Source organism: Peptostreptococcus equinus, assembly GCF_027125355.1.
Lineage (GTDB): Bacteria > Bacillota > Clostridia > Peptostreptococcales > Peptostreptococcaceae > Peptostreptococcus > Peptostreptococcus equinus.
Map to the genome: position 1 here is coordinate 1,003,366 of NZ_CP114052.1, position 17,874 is coordinate 1,021,239.

13 protein-coding genes, 1 riboswitch and 1 other annotated feature are annotated in these 17,874 nt (G+C 28.2%); of the genes, 1 reads left to right on the top strand and 12 read right to left on the bottom strand.

The features are described from left to right. Positions 1–15: 15 nt before the first annotated feature. From O0R46_RS05085 to O0R46_RS05110, 6 genes are all read right to left on the bottom strand, one after another. Positions 16–1,260, bottom strand: a complete 1,245-nt coding sequence (locus tag O0R46_RS05085) for a sensor histidine kinase (RefSeq protein ID WP_269310644.1) — start codon at positions 1,258–1,260, stop codon at positions 16–18. Next, positions 1,250–1,921, bottom strand: coding sequence for a response regulator transcription factor (locus tag O0R46_RS05090; RefSeq protein WP_269310645.1), 672 nt, complete (start codon positions 1,919–1,921; stop codon positions 1,250–1,252). The genes O0R46_RS05085 and O0R46_RS05090 overlap by 11 nt, the downstream gene beginning before the upstream one ends. A 493-nt stretch (positions 1,922–2,414) precedes the next feature. After that, on the bottom strand, positions 2,415–4,175 hold the full coding sequence (locus O0R46_RS05095) for a Na+/H+ antiporter NhaC family protein (protein ID WP_269310646.1): 1,761 nt from the start codon (positions 4,173–4,175) through the stop codon (positions 2,415–2,417). A gap of 83 nt (positions 4,176–4,258) precedes the next feature. Then, a riboswitch (Lysine riboswitch) is annotated at positions 4,259–4,428 on the bottom strand. A gap of 110 nt (positions 4,429–4,538) precedes the next feature. Continuing rightward, a complete protein-coding gene (locus O0R46_RS05100) occupies positions 4,539–5,708 on the bottom strand; it encodes an iron-containing alcohol dehydrogenase (protein WP_269310647.1) in 1,170 nt (389 codons plus the stop codon). Between the two features lie 36 nt (positions 5,709–5,744). Next, positions 5,745–7,655: an ABC transporter permease subunit/CPBP intramembrane protease gene (locus tag O0R46_RS05105; protein ID WP_269310648.1), complete on the bottom strand. Its 1,911-nt coding sequence runs from the start codon at positions 7,653–7,655 to the stop codon at positions 5,745–5,747. After that, a complete protein-coding gene (locus O0R46_RS05110; protein ID WP_331275562.1) occupies positions 7,645–8,448 on the bottom strand; it encodes an ABC transporter ATP-binding protein in 804 nt (267 codons plus the stop codon). The genes O0R46_RS05105 and O0R46_RS05110 overlap by 11 nt, the downstream gene beginning before the upstream one ends. A 252-nt stretch (positions 8,449–8,700) precedes the next feature. Between O0R46_RS05110 and O0R46_RS05115 the strand changes: the two genes are divergently transcribed. Further along, the gene (locus tag O0R46_RS05115) at positions 8,701–10,890 is read left to right on the top strand and encodes a YhgE/Pip domain-containing protein (protein ID WP_269310649.1); all 2,190 of its coding nucleotides are present in this window, start codon (positions 8,701–8,703) and stop codon (positions 10,888–10,890) included. An 80-nt stretch (positions 10,891–10,970) separates the two neighbouring features. On the opposite strand, the gene O0R46_RS05120 is transcribed toward O0R46_RS05115, so the two are convergent. From O0R46_RS05120 to O0R46_RS05145, 6 genes are all read right to left on the bottom strand, one after another. Then, positions 10,971–11,525, bottom strand: a complete 555-nt coding sequence (locus O0R46_RS05120; RefSeq protein WP_269310650.1) for a tryptophan transporter — start codon at positions 11,523–11,525, stop codon at positions 10,971–10,973. 165 nt (positions 11,526–11,690) lie between these two features. Beyond that, positions 11,691–11,935 (bottom strand) — a binding site (T-box leader). Positions 11,936–11,981: 46 nt separating this feature from the next. Next, entirely contained in the window at positions 11,982–12,827 is an 846-nt protein-coding gene (locus O0R46_RS05125) for a Nif3-like dinuclear metal center hexameric protein (protein ID WP_269310651.1), read from the bottom strand. Positions 12,828–12,900: 73 nt separating this feature from the next. Next, positions 12,901–13,617 (bottom strand): tRNA (adenine(22)-N(1))-methyltransferase, encoded by a 717-nt coding sequence (locus tag O0R46_RS05130; protein WP_269310652.1) that lies wholly within the window; start codon positions 13,615–13,617, stop codon positions 12,901–12,903. Between the two features lie 55 nt (positions 13,618–13,672). Continuing rightward, complete coding sequence (gene rpoD / locus O0R46_RS05135) at positions 13,673–14,821, bottom strand: RNA polymerase sigma factor RpoD (protein WP_269310653.1); 1,149 nt, start codon at positions 14,819–14,821, stop codon at positions 13,673–13,675. A 15-nt stretch (positions 14,822–14,836) separates the two neighbouring features. Further along, complete coding sequence (gene dnaG / locus O0R46_RS05140) at positions 14,837–16,663, bottom strand: DNA primase (RefSeq protein WP_269310654.1); 1,827 nt, start codon at positions 16,661–16,663, stop codon at positions 14,837–14,839. Between the two features lie 178 nt (positions 16,664–16,841). Continuing rightward, entirely contained in the window at positions 16,842–17,798 is a 957-nt protein-coding gene (locus O0R46_RS05145) for an MORN repeat-containing protein (protein WP_269310655.1), read from the bottom strand. Positions 17,799–17,874 lie beyond the last annotated feature (76 nt).

Here is a 17,874-nt window from a genome sequence, read left to right on the forward strand (position 1 = left end):
ATTAGGTAAATTATCTTATTTTTTTCTCATAATCCTTCCCCTAGGAATCTCTATAAAAAAGCTGGTTCCTTGATTTATCGTAGATTTTACTTTTATATTGGCTTTTAACATTCCAGCAGTCAATTTAGCAATAGAAAGCCCAATTCCAGAACCTTCTATATCTTTTGCTCTTACAGCATCACTTCTGAAAAATCTGTCAAAAATATGTTTTTGATCTTTTAGACTTATTCCTACTCCTGTATCTTTAACTTCTAAAGTAATTCTATCTCTTGTCTTTTCATTTGCGAGTATAGTAATACTATCGCCTGGTTCAGTATATTTAAAAGCATTATCTACCAAAATCCTTAGTAGTTGAGTTAGTTTAGTCCTATCACTAACGATTATATTATTTTTCATATTTACAGAGTAGGAAAATCCTTTGTTTTGATATTCTGCAATTTCACTATAAGATTCAAAAATATCGGAAAATAATTCTTTAATATTTATTTTTTCATTATTTACCTTTACTATAGACTCTTCCTTTGAAAGCGATAATAATTCACTGATCATTTTTTTAAGTTGTCTAGCTTCTCTCATTGCAGTTGCAATGGTCTCTGCTTCATCTTCAACTGTGGACTCAGGTGATTTTAGCAAACTCTCTAGTTTTGATTGAATTATTGTAACTGGTGTTCTCAGTTCGTGTGAAGCATCTTGTACAAATTTTATTTGCTTGTTCCAAGACTGTTCTATAGGTTTTAAAGTTTTTGATGCAAGGTATTTAGCAATTACATATACTAGTAGTAATGATATAATATCAGAAATTATCAACAATACAATTAGATGGCTTAAGCTTTCCATCTCCGAATCTATATTTCTCATAATCTTGAATGTATATTTTCCCTCTTTTAAAGTATATGTTCTAAAGCTATATCCATTATAATTTAGAGTTTCTAAATTTTCTTTTGTAGGTTGTATATTTTTGGGTATTGATTGATCAAAATATCTATTCTGTGTGTAATATCTGATTTGATCATCTTCATAAATATAGACAATGTCCTTTGGATCTTGAAGAACAATGGGATCTCTAATAGAATTTTGTGTAAAAACTGAATGTACAAACCTATATTCATCTAATAGAGAATTATCAATTGTAGATAATATGCTACTTTTAAAATATGAATATATAAAAATACTCATAATAATCATAAATAATTCAACCAAAAACATGATATTTATAATTATCTTTTTTTGTGTCTTAGCAAATACATTATTATTTATCATCTAATATGTATCCAACCTTCCTCTTTGTCTTTATATATTTATCATAGTCAAATTTAGATAATTTTTTTCTAAGATTACTTACATATACTTCTACTATTTCTATAGTAGCATCAGAATCTATTCCCCATATTCTATCGTATATTTGCTCTTTTAATAGTATAGAACCTTTATTTAATACAAAATATTCAAGTAATTTAAATTGCTTATTTTGTAATTCTAACTCTTCTCCATTAATATAAACGCAAGATTTTTCTGAATCTATTTGAAGATCTTTAAATTCTAGAAATTTATTATCTTTTATTCTACCATTAGTTCTTAAAATTGCAAATGTTCTAGCGACCAACTCATCCATATAAAATGGTTTTGTTAGATAGTCATTTGCTCCTAAAGTAAAAGCTTCCATTTTATCATCTAGAGATTCTTTCGCTGTAAGAATTAATATAGGTGTATCAATGCCATTTTTTCTTGCTTCTTTCAATATTGTAATACCATCCATATTTGGCAACATTAAGTCTAGTATTACTAAATCGTAAATTCCTTGAGAAATCAAATATAATCCCTCTTCACCATCAGCACAGGTTTCAGTATCAAAATGCTTAGATAGTTCCTTGTTTATATCCTCTTGTAATGTTTTATTATCTTCTATTATTAATATTTTCATATATCCTCCATTCTAAATAAGTATTTTTAATAATTTTTTACTGAAATATAGTAATACTTATTATTTCATTTATACAAAATAAAGTTATAAATATTATAACACAATTATCTTAACTTAAATTTGACAATTTTACATTTTTAAATTATCTGAATTTTTTGTGTATTTTATTATATATTTTTAATATTAAATTCTTGTGTTATAATAATCTTACAAAAATATTGTTGTATTTTCAACAAATATATTTTTGTAAGATTATTATAAACTATATTGTTTAGCACTACCCAAGCTAAAAAATTCAATATAGTTTAAGAAAATATTAGCGGTCTCCCAACATCGCGGGCTTTAGCCCAATCTATTTTCAAAACATAAGAGTAATACACAAAAATAGCCAGATTATAATAATCTAGCTATTTTTGTGTATTTATATAATTTTTTATATATTATTTTATACTTATATATCATAAGTTGATATATAAGTATATGTTATTTTAAATTAGAACGTAATACCTTCTTTTGCTAATTTAGCTTCAAATTCTGGATCATCAACATCAGTACGCTTACCGATTAATCTAATGCCAACGAATAAAGCAACTATTGCTATAGGTAATACGATATAGAATTTAACTCCTAGACCTGCTGGTATATATCCAAATACTATCGTTAATGCAGCAGTAAATATTGAATATGGCATCTGAGTGTTAACATGCTCTATGTGGTTACAACCTGCTCCCATTGATGAAAGAATTGTTGTATCTGAAATTGGTGAGCAGTGATCACCAAATATAGCACCTGTTAATACTGCAGAAGTAGCAACTATTACATAAGCCATATCAGGATTTATAGAATGTGAAAGTGGTATAGCTAGTGGCATTAATATACCCATAGTTCCGTATGCAGTTCCTGTTGAGAAAGAAATAATAGCACCAAGTATAAATATTATTGAAGGTAGTAAAAATGGCGGTAATGATCCTGATAGATAATGAATCATATATTTTGCAGTACCAACTTCTTTAATTACTGAACTTAGCGACCATGCAAGTATCAATATAACACCTGTAATCATTAAAGTCTTCATACCATCTATCCAAACTTCAATAGATTCTGATATTGTATAAATTTTCTTTATCTTTGCCATAAGCATTGCTACAATAGAAGCGAATAAAGCTGACTGGAATAAAGCGACAGAAGCATCAGCTGCAGAGAAACAATCTTTAATACTGATTAATGAAAACATTGAAGCATTTACTGATCTTATCAACTCTTTATCATCGCCAGCCATTATAGCAGAATATCCACTATAATAGAAAGCTACCAAAGCACTCAATATTAAAACTCCTATAGGAATTATTGCATTCCAAACATTTAGTACTACACCTTCTTTTGGTGCCATATCATCAAGTTCTTCTAAGTTTTCATCATAATCTGATGATATTAAGTGTTTTCTACTTGAAATATATTCAGCTTTTCTCATTGGCCCAAATTCTCTAGCTAATATAGCACTTGCAACTATAAATAATATTATTAATATATTGTAGAATCTATAAGGTATAGTCTGTAGAAATACACCAAATGCGTCTACATCAACGTTTATACTTTTAAATGAATCATGTATAAGACCTACTTCAAGACCTATCCATGTAGAAATAATTGCAAGTCCAGCTACTGGAGCCGCTGTAGCATCTATTACAAATGCTAACTTTTGTCTAGAAATGTTCATTTTATCGAATACAGGTCTCATTATAGGACCGACTATCAATGAATTTGCATAGTCATCAAAAAATACTAATAGACCCATTAGACATGATATCAGCTGAGCACTTTTAGAAGTCTTTGCTTTGTCTGCAAGTGCTTCTGCTATAGCTTTTGCTCCACCCATTTTACCAACTAAATTGATAACACCACCTATACACATTACCTGCAGTAATATACCAGCATTCCATGGATCAGCAAGTGATGTAAGGGCTCTATTTATAAAATCAAGGAACGAAAATACTATATTTAGTAAGATATTATTACCTGACCCTACCTGTAAAATAAAGCATCCTGAAAATACACCTAAGAAAAGTGACACGACCACATTTTTTGTTATAAATGCTAATATAATTGCTAATAGTGGTGGAATAATAGTTATAATACCGTATTTGTTTGCGTTTGCTTTAGCAATTGCGTCAATATCTTGAGCAAATGTTGGTACTACGGTCATAAATACCAACGCTAAAGAGATCATTAAAGTTCTGAATTTTGTTCTGTTCATATTAACCTCCTAAAATTTTAGTAAAGAAATGGGGCTAAAAAAAATGCCTCGGAATATCATCCGAGGCATAAATATGCTTTATCTCAAATGATAGCCCACCACAAAATAAATTGTGACAGTTGCATACATATTCTGCATACACCCAGCAATGAAACCCTAAAGCTGATTTCACACTTCGGCAATAAATCCTTTCACTGTAGTCGCTTTAAACATTTTTTCAGCTACTGATAGTTACTGCACCTCTATCTTCTTTATCATTACATAATAGTATATACCATCTTTAATATTAATTCAAGCAATAATTTAATTTTATTTTAAAAATATATTAAACTTATTACTATTAATTCTAATTTTATATACTTATTATAATGCATTAATTAATATTTTCTTTATATCATCTGGATTTAATGTTACATATCCATTTATTCTACCATTTCCCTTTGTGGCTTTAACTGACATTTGGTCAAAATACTCTTCATCTATATCTAACTCTCTAAGATTTTTAGGTATATTAAGGGAGTTAGTAAAGAAATCTTGAGTCAAATCAATTGCTTTATTTGCTATTGTAAATTTGTCTAAATTCTTATCTATATTCCATACGTTTACGCCATATTCTACAAATTTATCTACTGTATCTTCTGATAAAATGTATCTCATCCAATGAGGTGTTAATATAGCTAGCCCATCGCCATGAGTTATGTCATAGAATGCACTTAATTCGTGCTCTATAGGATGTACTGACCAATCTTGAGTTGCACCTTTAGCCAACAGACCATTGATAGCCCATGAAGAAGACCACATTAAATTTGCTCTTGCTTCGTAATTTTCTGGATTCTGACAAGCAATTGGACCATAGTGTATACAAGTTTTTAAGATTGCTTCTGCCATTCTAGATTGTAAATACGCATCATTATTAACATTAAAGTAATTTTCAAATGTATGGCTCATTATATCTGCAGTTCCAGCAGCTGTATGTTTTTTAGGAACACTATAAGTATATTCTGGATCTAATATAGATACTTTTGGCAATGTACTTGGAGCACCTGTTCCTAATTTTTCATTTCTAGAGATATCTGATATTACTGCATTTACATCCATTTCAGATCCTGTAGCAGCTATTGTGAGCACTGAAAATATAGGAAGAGCATCTTTAATAAATTTTCTATTTTTAACTAGATCCCAAGCATCTCCATTATATTTTACTCCAGCAGCTATAACTTTAGCACAATCTATTGAACTTCCACCTCCAATAGCTAGTACACCATCTAGATTATTCACTCTACAAAGCTCCACACCTTTTCTAACCGATTCTATCCTAGGATTTGGTTCAACTCCTGATAACTCTATAAATTCTATATTATTTTCTTTTAAATTACTTACAACCGCATTGTATATACCGTTTTTCTTTATGCTACCACCACCATATACCAGTAGTATTCTGTTTGAATATTTTATAATTTCTCCAGATAAATTTTTTATTTGGCCTTTACCAAAGAAAATTTTTGTTGATACATCAAATGTAAAATTATACATATTATTCCTCCTTATTAACAGCTATCTTAATTATTTTTATAGTAATAACATACCACTAATAAACATAGAAGCCAACACAGAAATTAAATTATTTAAAAAGTGCATAGACATAGATGGAATTATCGATTTAGTCTTTTTAACTATTAAGGATAGAGCCATTCCTAATACAGCTATTGGCAAAATCTTAAAAAGATATAAGTGTAATATACCAAATAATAAACCTGTTATTATTATTGCAGAATTTGTAATTTCTCCATCTTTTGAAAATGAAGATAGGATAAAACCCCTAAATAATAATTCTTCACATATAGCTGGCATTAAAGCTACTACTAAAATGTTTACCCAAATTTCTTTATTTATTATAAATTTACTTAGCTCTTTAGCTGATTGTTGAGAATTTGGTAATATATACATCATAAGTTGTGTCAAAGCTATTACAAGTACAAAAGAAATAGACCAGATTAATAATGCAATTAAAAGATCGCTTAAGCTAAACTTATTTAATTTAAATACATTCTTATAATCTATCTTTATATACCATGCATAAAGCATTACTATTAGTAATAATATTATTTGGCTAAGGGCAATACCTAGATGTCCAAATTTTAATTGCAAGTATGAACCAATGATTACTAGTGCTACTAATTCCAAGAGAAATATTAGTACTCCATCTGCTTTTGTAGGCATATTGCCTTTTTTTATATTTGATCTAATATTTAAAATTGATAGTCCCTTATCGTCACCGAATAATATCGATTCTGAATTAAATATTTTCCCCAATATTACAAGAGCAAGTCCTATAAATACAAGTGTGCTAATCAATACTATAAATATTAGTTTAAATGTAGATTCCATAGAAAATACACTTTTAATCAATAAGGAAATGTTAACCACTGGTATCATTGCACTTATTGTATTTAATTTCAAGGTAGGAATAATACTAGCATATGAAGGTATCATAATTACTAACATTAAAGGTGTAAGTGAATTTTGAGCTTCTTTGTATGATTTTGAAAAAGAACAAATACACATACTTAAAGCTGTAACTACCATAACGAATAAAATGATTGCTAGCATTGTTAGTAAAAGAGGTACTAGCATTTTTTCTAGATTAAAATCTATCATTTTGGATGACATTTCTGAAGTCATCTTAACAGAATAAAGCATAGTAAGACCTAATGAAATTATATTCATAAGTGCTGTTATGATAGCTGTGGTTGCAACCGCTATATATTTCCCAGAAATAAGTTCTATATTTTTAATAGGAAGAGTAAAAAGTGTTTCTAAAGTACCTCTTTCCTTCTCACCTGCTATTATATCAACAGCAGGATAGATAGCTCCTGTTAGTATGCTGGTTATTAATATTACAGGCAACAGTCTACCTATTATTGATCCTGCTTCTTCCTGCTTTTCTGCAACGGTTTTAGTTTGGAATGTAATAGGATTTAGAGTTGATTTAGTATTGAGATTTGCCTTTTTTAGAGTATTTTCTACTAATTTCTCCTTATAACTATCCAATATTTTTTCTAGAGCTTTCGAAGTAACTGATGCTTTATCTTCCGTAGTATCCAAATATATCTTGTAATTTTTATTTTCTAGATTAATATATGCATCAAGTTTTTCATTTTTAACATCTGATAAATGATTCTTTTCATTTTTACTTGATACATTTGTGATTACTATTTTCCCATTCTCGTCTGTACCTTTTGATATATCAGATGCTTTTACATAATTAATGAAATCTTCTGGCACATTTTCACTAACTGCTAGATTTATATCTTGACTAGACAGATCATTCATTGTAAGCATCATAACTTGTGACATACCAATCATTAAAATTGGATATATTAAAATGGGTAGTATCAACATCATAAATAGATTTTTTTTATCTCTGATAAGTTCAAGCAATTCTTTTTTTACAATTTGCCTTACTATACTAAAGTTCAAAGACATCACCTCCTATATCTGCTATTTTTATAAAAGCGTCTCTGAGATTATCTGTATATGTATTATCTTTTAATTCTTTTGGACTCCCCTGAGCTATAATTTTTCCATTATGTATAAAAATTATCCTGTCACATAAAGTTTCAGCTTCTTCTAAATAATGTGTAGAATAAAGAACTGTTTTGCCATTATCCTTTTCTTTTTTCATAAAAGAAATTATATCGCGGCTACTGATAACATCTAGTCCAAGAGTAGGTTCATCGAATATATATATTTGTGGTGAATGTATCAAACATCTAGCAATAGACACTCTTTGAGTTTGTCCAGTAGAAAGATTTGCTATCCTTTGATCTATAAAAGTATCCATATCCAAAAGTTTGCAAATATTCTCTATTGATTTTTCTAGCTCCACTTCATTCATAGTGTATAACTTACCAAATATTCTTAACAACTCTCTTGGTGTTAGTTTTCCATATAGTTTTGTATTCCCAGATAAATATCCTATTTGAGATTTAAATTCATTAATATTATTATTGGATTTTATACCATTTATTTCTATATTCCCATTAGTTGGAGTAAGTATACCTCCTAACATTCTTAATAAAGTTGTTTTTCCTGCTCCATTAGGTCCTAAAATTCCAAGTATTTCTCCTTTATTCACTTTAAAACTAATGCCATCCACGGCATTGAATTCTTTTTTTATAGTTTTATTTTTGATTTTAAACTTCTGATTTGAAGTATTTTTAACTGCTTCATACTTATAAAATGTTTTCACTAAATTAAATGCACTAATCAAATATTTTCTCCTCTCTATTTCCCTAAAAATTTTATTAGCTTATATCAGATTTTTTTAAATATACCTAAATTAAATAATGACAAATATATTTGTCATTATTTAATTTAATAATACAGTAATTTGTTTACTTAAGCAAGCTTTTTATTAACTTCAAATATAAAGTTTTTATTTACTTAAGCTTATTATTGTATTATACTCTTATAGGTAGTTTAAAATCTAACTATTATAGAATTTGAAAGAGAGAGTGATTTTTTGAGAAGAAAGTTTAAAAACACATTCAATATTGACTTTTTGCCAAATAGAAAGTATGTGGCTGAGATATATAGAAATGACTGGAAAGAAATTATATCTAATAAGATTTTGATAATTATAGTTATAGGTCTAACGCTTATCCCCTCTTTATATGCATGGTTTAATATTGAAGCATTTTGGGATCCGTATGGAAATACAAAAAATTTAAAAGTTGCCATTGTCAACAAAGATAAAGGCGAAAATTTTAGAGATCAAAATTTCCAGTTAGGAAATAGAATAGTAGACAATTTAAAAGAAAATGAAAATCTTAAATGGGAATTTGTGGCGGAGAAATATGCAGAAAAAAAATTGAAATCTGGTGAATATTATGCAATTATTACTATACCACCTGACTTTACAAAAAACTTATTATCTTTAACACAAGAAAATGTAAAAAAAGCAGAAATAGATTATAAAATAAATGAAAAAACAAATGCAATAGCACCTAAAATAACAGATCAAGGCGCAAATAAGATTAAAGAAAATATAAGTAAGATGTTAGTTGAGACAGTAAGCAAGGCATCAATTACTGCACTAGGTGGAGTATCTACAGGTATTGAAAAAATAAATCCTGAGTTAGATAAGATGAAAGAAACACTAACCCAGTTGAAAAAGGAAATCGATAATGCAGATAAATTAAATTCCTCTAATGGAGAGTTGATAAAAAATGGAAATAAGAGCATAGCTAATTCAAAGAAGACATTAGAAAATATAAGTAAATTGAATCAACAAGCCAAAGATATTAATAATAGTATAAATAGCTCAATTAATTCGGCTGCAAATAACGCCAAAAGTAATTCAGGTCAATTAAAGATTATGCTAAATAATGCTAGTGATGGTTTAAATAGTGCCAACAATGTACTTTCAAATATTGGTGATATTAATACAGATTCAAATACCCAGTTACAAGATGCTATTTCAAATATGCAAACTTCTATTTCTACTAGTAGAACAAATATCGAACAAATAATTGCAGTTTTACAAAATGCATCAGTTGATAGCACAGCTCTAAATCAGCCTATTTCCAGATTAAAAGAAATAGATAATAAGTTGATAGAATATAGTAAAAAACTAGATAAAGCAAGTAACACGCTAGCAAATGATGGCAAATTAAATTCGAATTTAATAAACGATTTGTCTGCTATGAATCAAGATGTAATTAATTTAACGAGTAATATATCAAATTCCTATGACTCAATGATAAAACAGCCATTAGATAGTTTATCTACTACAGCAAAGACAGCCAATACTAATGTTGGTTCTTTAGTGGATTCGGTGAATAATATTAACCCTAATATTGAGAATATGCTAGATAATGCACAAAATATAAATAATACTATGGCATCTACATTAAAGATAAATTCAAATATATTAGCTAATATAAAGCTACAAATAGATAACTCTATTTCTCTAATTTATAGAATACAAAATAACCAAGATTTAAAGCAATTTAATAAGGTAATCAAGTCAAACATATATGATAGAGTAGATTTTTTGAAAAATCCTGTTAATGTTAAAGAAACAAAGCTTTATCCTATTAAAAATTATGGATCTGCAATGGCACCTTTTTATAGCGTTTTATCTTGTTGGGTAGGAGCTTTAATACTCTGTGCAGTGTTAAATACAAAGGCAAGAGGTCATGTCTACTCTCCTATTGACAAATATTTTGGTAGGTTATCATTATTTCTCACTTTGGCAGTTGGACAAGCCTTGATAATTGGTATAGGTGATATAGTATTGCTTGGTGTCACAGCAAAACATGTGATGTTATTTATTTTTACACTGGTATTTTGCAGTATAGTATTTTGTTTGCTAATATTCTCTCTTGCAATACTGTTTGGAACAATTGGTAAGGGTATAGCAGTATTTTTACTAGTAATACAGATAGGAGGATCAGGTGGTACTTTCCCTGTTCAGATGACACCTACATTTTTTAGAACTATTAATAAATTTATTCCCTTTACATATGGTATTAATGCATGTAGAGAAGCAATTGGTGGCGTATATATGCCTAATCTTATAAAAGATTACATTGCGCTTATAATCTTTGCAATCATACCTGTAATTTTTTCAATGATATTTAAAGGGAAATTAATGAAGATAAATTCACCGATAACAAACAAATTAATGAATTCTTTTTTAATACATTAATAAATGATAAAAGAGTATCAAAAAAATACATCAACTAAAAAGTCAGTACATAAATGTACTGACTTTTTAAATATCTTTAATTATATGCTAATTTGAAATCTTCCTCTAGCCAATGATACGCTGATTATGTTATATAATACAAGTGATGCGACTAAGTTTATTAAAGTTGACGGAACTACTACAATTAATAGCATTTCCATTAAACCACCTGGTAAACCTACCAACATAGAGGCAGTAAATAAGAAAATGAATCCACTAATCAATGTCCCTATAACTGTCATTATGCCAATAGCAACTTGACTCTTTATCTTTGAATAATTTTTCATAAATGGGCTAATATATATTGCTCTCATTATTAAAAATACAACATTAACTGTCACAACCTTATCTATAAGATTTGGAACTTGACCCATTGGAAATTTTGTTGTTAATGCTGAAAAAACACCTGTTGCAATTCCAGCAATTAGACAAGTCTTGTAATCATCTCTGTTAAGCAACATTATACAAAATAACATTACCAATGTTATATCTGGTGTAATTCCCCCACCAATTGGTGGAAATATTTGATTTAAAATTAGGCCTACACCTAAAAGTATTGCATTTATTATCATTTTTTTAGTATTACTTTTTCTCATTTTCTTTACCTCCATATACAGATAGAACTAAAGAAAATTCTATCTGTACCTAAATTATATTATTATTCCTTTTTAATATTGTTCTATTATATATATATTTATTTTTCCAATTTGAAGTTCACATTTCCTAACCCCCTTTTATATAATAAAAAAACTTCGCCCTATATATAGGGCGAAGTATCAATTCGCGTTGCCACCTAAATTATACAAACAAAAACTTGTATATCTCATTTTCAGGAACACATGATTCCCTATCCGCTATAACGTGCAGCACACGGTGAAGTCTACTATCAAAATTCGATTCACTCCTCCAAGACCCATTCATTAAAACTTTTATTACTGGAATCACACCAAACCCAGCTCTCTGAAAATAAAATATTAAAACTACTATTTCTCTTCTTTGGACTAAAAATTAAGTTATTACAATAATACTATATTATATTTTATATGTCAACATTAAAAATTAAAATATGTAAAAGGATCTTCTAAAGATTTCGCCTTAAAACATATTAAGTCTCCACTAAAATTATTTTCGATAAATTTCTTCATTAAGTCTGAAAATATGATTTCTGTACCATAGTGACCAAAATCTCCTATATTCATATCTATATCTAAAGAATCCATAGCTATATGGTACTTTGAATCGCCTGTAATAATCAAGTCAGCACCCATAGATTTTGACATTTGAAAATAATCAGCACCTGATCCAGTTAATACTGAAAAAGACCCTACTTTTGAATCTTTATTACCTATAAGCCTAAAAGATTTAATATCAAGTGCTTTTGAAACGAGCTCTAATATTTCTTCAATTTTCATTTCTTTATCTAAATTTACAATTCTACCAAGTCCATAATTCTCACCATTTAAATAATTAGGATTAGATCCCAAGCTTTCTAGTATAGATATAGATTTTATATTTATATCTATATAATAGATATGTAATTGTTTTTCAAACAATTCAATTAAATAGTCATTTAAACCATTCTTGGCAACATCAAAATTTGTATGCATACAGTAAACAGATATATCATTTTTTATTAATTTTTGTATAGACTTTGTTTTTTTGTTATTAAAAACAATGGAATTAATCTTAGAAAATAAAAATGGATGATGGGATATTATTAGATCAATCTCTTTTTCTATTGCCTCATTCACCAAGTTTTCATTTATATCTAAACATACCAACACTTTTTTAATTTCTGAATTTGGATCTCCAATGTTTAAACCAGAATTATCCCAATCATATTGTAAAAATTCTGGATATGTCTTTTCTATTTTTTCTACAACATTTTTTAATTTCATAGTTCCTCCTTAATTTTTAGAACTAAAAATTTTCTTATAATAGATAACCTAATTTGAAGATATATTAAAATAATCATTCATTAGCTACTAACTTTTTTAATTTATCTAATTTGTTTTTTCTAATTTTAATAAAATCTAATCTATTCGAAATCTTTTCTAAGTCGATATTTTCATTATTTGTAAGTTTTTCTATTATAGAATTACATTCATATATTTTTTTTTCAATTAACTTTATAAGAAGAGGTTCTTTCTTATCTAATAAAATTTTTGATACTTCATAATATATTGAATCTAATTTTTGATACTCATATTCAGGATCATATACAACCTCTAATATTTCATATATCCTAAAATCTTCTGAAACCATATGTTCATCAATAATTCTAAATTTATTTTCTTCTAGATATTTCCTTAATTCATCTTGTGCTTGCATTGGTTGTAATATCATTTTACTTAATTTCTTGCACAATTCCTTTTTATTTTCAATCAATTCAGATATCAATATTCCGCCCATACCTGCAATTATTATTTGATCTACTTCGCCATCCTCTAAGATTTCTAAACCACTACCTAATCTTAAATCGACTTTAGCATCTAAATTTAGTGAAGTAACTTCTTTTCGTGCATTTTCAAGTGGTCCCTTATTTATATCCGATAAAATTGCATATTCAATAGTATTTTTTAATAGTAATGACACAGGTATGTAACCATGATCAGTTCCTATATCTGCTAGTTTTACTTTATTATCAACCAAGGATGCTATTTTTTCTAATCTAGGTGTTAGCCTCAAAACATACCTCCATATATTAGGGGATATACACCATAGTATATCCCCATTAATTATATTAATCTAAATAATCTCTAAGCTTTTTTGACCTACTTGGATGTCTTAGTTTTCTAAGAGCTTTAGCTTCTATTTGACGTATTCTTTCTCTAGTAACATCAAATTCTTTTCCAACCTCTTCTAGGGTTCTCGCTCTACCATCTTCAAGTCCAAATCTTAATTTTAACACCTTTTGCTCTCTTTCATTTAAGGTACATAAAACTTCTTCTATTTGTTCCTTTAAAAGAGAATATGCAGCAGCTTCTGCTGGTGCAGGAGCATCTTCATCAGGTATAAAATCTCCTAAGTGACTATCTTCTTCTTCTCCAATCGGAGTTTCAAGTGAAACAGGGTCCTGAGCAATTTTCATTATTTCTCTTACTTTATCTTCAGTCATATTCATTTCCTTAGCTATTTCTTCTGGTTTAGGATCTCTTCCTAATTCCTGCAATAGCTGTCTAGATACTCTAATAAGTTTATTGATAGTTTCTACCATATGAACAGGTATTCTGATTGTACGTGCCTGATCAGCTATAGCTCTAGTTATAGCCTGTCTAATCCACCAAGTAGCATATGTTGAAAATTTATAACCCTTTTTATAGTCGAATTTTTCTACAGCTTTTATTAAACCAAGATTACCTTCCTGAATTAAGTCTAAGAACAACATACCTCTACCAACATACCTTTTTGCTATACTTACAACAAGTCTTAAATTCGCTTCTACCAACTTTTGCTTAGCAAATTGATCACCTTCAGACATTCTTTTAGCATAATCTACTTCTTCATGTGGTTTAAGAAGAGGTATCTTACCTATTTCTTTTAAGTACATTCTCACTGGATCATCAATTGATACACCTTTAGGTACACTTATTTCCGCTGGCTCACTTTCTTTTTCTTTTTTCTCATCAATATCTTTATCAATAGACTTAATATCTAAATCATCGGGTTCAGTTAAATCTATGCTGGCTTTTAGTTCTTTGTCATTTACCACTTCTATACCTAAATTACCTAAGGTTTCATATAAATTCTCAGCTACTTCTTTGTTCATTTCGCTGTCTTGAAAAGCCTCCATAATATCCATAAGTGATACTGCGCCTTCTTTTTTACCTTTTTCAAAAAGTTTTTTTTGAGCTTCTTTATTTATTACTAATTTTTTATTTTCTTTTGCCATGATTAACCTCCTCCCTTATAATGATTTTAACTTCTTGTTTTCTGATATAATATCTAATGCAATTTTCATAATTTCCAAGTCTACCTCTTTCGCTTCTTCAGTTTTTTCTTTAATAGTTTTTCTTCTATCTTCTAATCTTTTTTGTTTTTCTAATAGCTTTTCTATTTTAGATTTGCTAGTATACTTTTGAAATTGATTAACTATATTCTCAATTTCATTTATATCATTGCAGTCTATAGAAAAAGATATTGTATCTAGTTTTTTTAGATAGTCTTTATCCATTTTTTCATTATAAATTTTATTAATATCTATAATTCCCTTAATATCTGTATTTAAAACGGTCTTATATATAATGCGACTCGTTTCATAAATAAAGTCTTCTTCTCTTATCTTTAACGGTACAATAGCTCTAGCTTTGCTACTAAGCATAATAAATTTTATTAAATTTATTTCCCTGTATAATTGTGCATCTTGAGCTAATGAAACTTTTTTTATATTTATAACTTCTTTCTCTTTAAAAGTATTTACTTTTTTATTGTTATAATTTATTTTTGAGTTTGTTTTTTTATCAAATTCCGACATGATGATATCTGGATTAGTATAGGTAATTTTCGACAAGTATTCGATGTAATAATTAAGTTCCACTGGACTTTTTATTTCTCTAATTATTTTTACAGCTTCTTGCAAAAATTTCATACTCTCTTTTCTATCATCTAAATCATAGTTCTTTGACAATACATCTATTTTAAATTGCAGTGAATCTACCGCACTATCTATTGCTGAAAGTGCATTTCCTACTCCTTTGGATCTGATATATTCATCAGGGTCTTTATACTCTCCTAAGTTTAATATCCTTGCATTCAAACCTGCATTTTCAAGTATTTCAATAGCTCTTAGGCTAGCGTTAATGCCTGCTTGATCCGAATCATATGATAATATTAAATTATTAGCGTATCTCTTTATTAATTTTGCTTGATCCTCTGTAAGCGCAGTACCAAGTGTCGCTACTACATTTTTAATTCCAAATTGATATAAGGAAATTAAATCCATATAACCTTCTACCAAAATTAATTTATCATCGTTACCTATATGCTTTCTTGCAAAATTTAATCCATAGAGGTTCATTCTCTTGTTGAAGAGTTCAGAGTCAGGCGAATTTAGGTACTTAGGTAAAGAATCATCCATAACCCTTCCACCAAATCCTATTACATTCCCTTTATAATCGAATATAGGAAACATAACTCTATTTCTGAATTTATCATAATAATTTGTTTGATTTTTATTTTGACTAACTAAACCACATTCAAATATTTCCTCTATAGTATATTTTTTACTTAACAGATGATTTTTTAATTGATCCCATGCATCAGGGGCATAGCCCAATCCAAAATTCTTTATTATTTTTTCGTCTAAACCTCTTTTTATCAGGTATTTGAAAGCATCATTATCCCTTTTCATCAATTGTGAGTAAAAAAATCTAGCTGCTTCAATATTTATTTCTTGAAATTTTTTAATTTTTTCCAATTTTTTTCTAGTTTTTTCATCAATATTTTGATTTATGCTAATACCTGATTTTTCAGCTAAAAATTTTAGAGCATCCATAAAATCTAGATTTTCGATGTCCATTATAAATGAAATAACATCTCCACCAGCGCCACAACCAAAACACTTATATATTTGTTTTGAAGTATTTACGTGAAATGAAGGAGTTTTTTCTCCATGGAATGGACACAGACCTTTATAATTACGGCCTGAAGGTTTTAGCTGAATATAGCTAGATATAATATCTGAAATATCATTTCTAGCTTTAATTTCTTCAATTATGTCTTTAAAGTCATCCATTTTTACACCTTCTTATTATTTCCAACGTTATATTTTATACCTAAAAACAATTCAATGTCAATACCCTGCTTAGTATTATTCTACATTGAACCTTAAAAACCCTTTTTATTTTTAATTTTTTTTCAAAAAATTTAAGATAGCTATTTTAGCTATCTTAAAAGTCTGAGTTCAAATTAATCTATCCCTGTATCATGGCTGCTAATATATCATCCATAGATTTATTAAAAATTGAAGGCTTGTCCTCTTTCCACGTTCCATTATAAACGGGTTCATTATTCAAATAGAATATTCCTTTTCCATGTTTCATACCATTAAAAAATTTACCTTCATACCATTTATTTTTGTTCCATACATATTTTCCCTTACCATGTATCTGACCTAGTTTCCATTCTCCATCAAATACTAACTCACCTTTTGAATTAAAGCATGAACCATTTCCGTCCATTTTACTATCAACAAAGTCTCCTATATAAATATATCCATTTTTCCAAGTGTAAATACCTAAACCGTCTTTTTTTCCATCTAGCCAGTTACCTATATATTCATCACCATTAGCATAAATCATTCTTCCTATACCATTACTTTTGTTATTTTTAAAGTTACCAACATATTCATTGCCATTTGAAAAAGTAAAAGAGCCCTTACCTTCTCTAATTCCGTTTATGAAGTTACCTATATACTCTGTATTAATATTTCTATCTTCATCATCATTAGAAAAAATATATGATCCTATACCCGTCATCTTACCATCTAATAGTCTACCAATATAAATATCTCCATTAGTAAATCTATATATTTGAACCATATCATTATCTTTTGCATCTTGAATTCTATCGTCTTCGTTATCATCTAAGAAATTAAGTACATCACCTAAATTTTCATCTTTTGACAACTCTTCTTTTTGTAATTCAACATATTCTTGATCTTCTTTTTCTAATTGATCAGATTGCTTTAAATTAATATCTACACCTTTTAGCTGAGACTCTAATTCTAAAACTTCATTCTCTGGTGCAAAGATACCTTTCTTTAAAGCATTATTCTTTTTTATTTTAAACATCTTTAAGCTTTTTTTTATTTCATCTATTTCATTAAAATAATTACTATAGAGTTCAACGTAATTCTTTGATAAAGTCAAAATATTTTCCTCCATTCATATTTACAACATAATAATCTAATATATATTATATAATACTTTTGTTTTTTTTAAAACA

Excerpts from the sequence above, each read along its gene's own strand:
- O0R46_RS05085 (WP_269310644.1), bottom strand. The coding sequence starts at position 1,260 with ATGATAAATAATAATGTATTTGCTAAGACACAAAAAAAGATAATTATA.
- O0R46_RS05090 (WP_269310645.1), bottom strand. The coding sequence starts at position 1,921 with ATGAAAATATTAATAATAGAAGATAATAAAACATTACAAGAGGATATA.
- O0R46_RS05095 (WP_269310646.1), bottom strand. The coding sequence starts at position 4,175 with ATGAACAGAACAAAATTCAGAACTTTAATGATCTCTTTAGCGTTGGTA.
- O0R46_RS05100 (WP_269310647.1), bottom strand. The coding sequence starts at position 5,708 with ATGTATAATTTTACATTTGATGTATCAACAAAAATTTTCTTTGGTAAA.
- O0R46_RS05120 (WP_269310650.1), bottom strand. The coding sequence starts at position 11,525 with ATGAGAAAAAGTAATACTAAAAAAATGATAATAAATGCAATACTTTTA.
- O0R46_RS05125 (WP_269310651.1), bottom strand. The coding sequence starts at position 12,827 with ATGAAATTAAAAAATGTTGTAGAAAAAATAGAAAAGACATATCCAGAA.
- rpoD (WP_269310653.1), bottom strand. The coding sequence starts at position 14,821 with ATGGCAAAAGAAAATAAAAAATTAGTAATAAATAAAGAAGCTCAAAAA.
- dnaG (WP_269310654.1), bottom strand. The coding sequence starts at position 16,663 with ATGGATGACTTTAAAGACATAATTGAAGAAATTAAAGCTAGAAATGAT.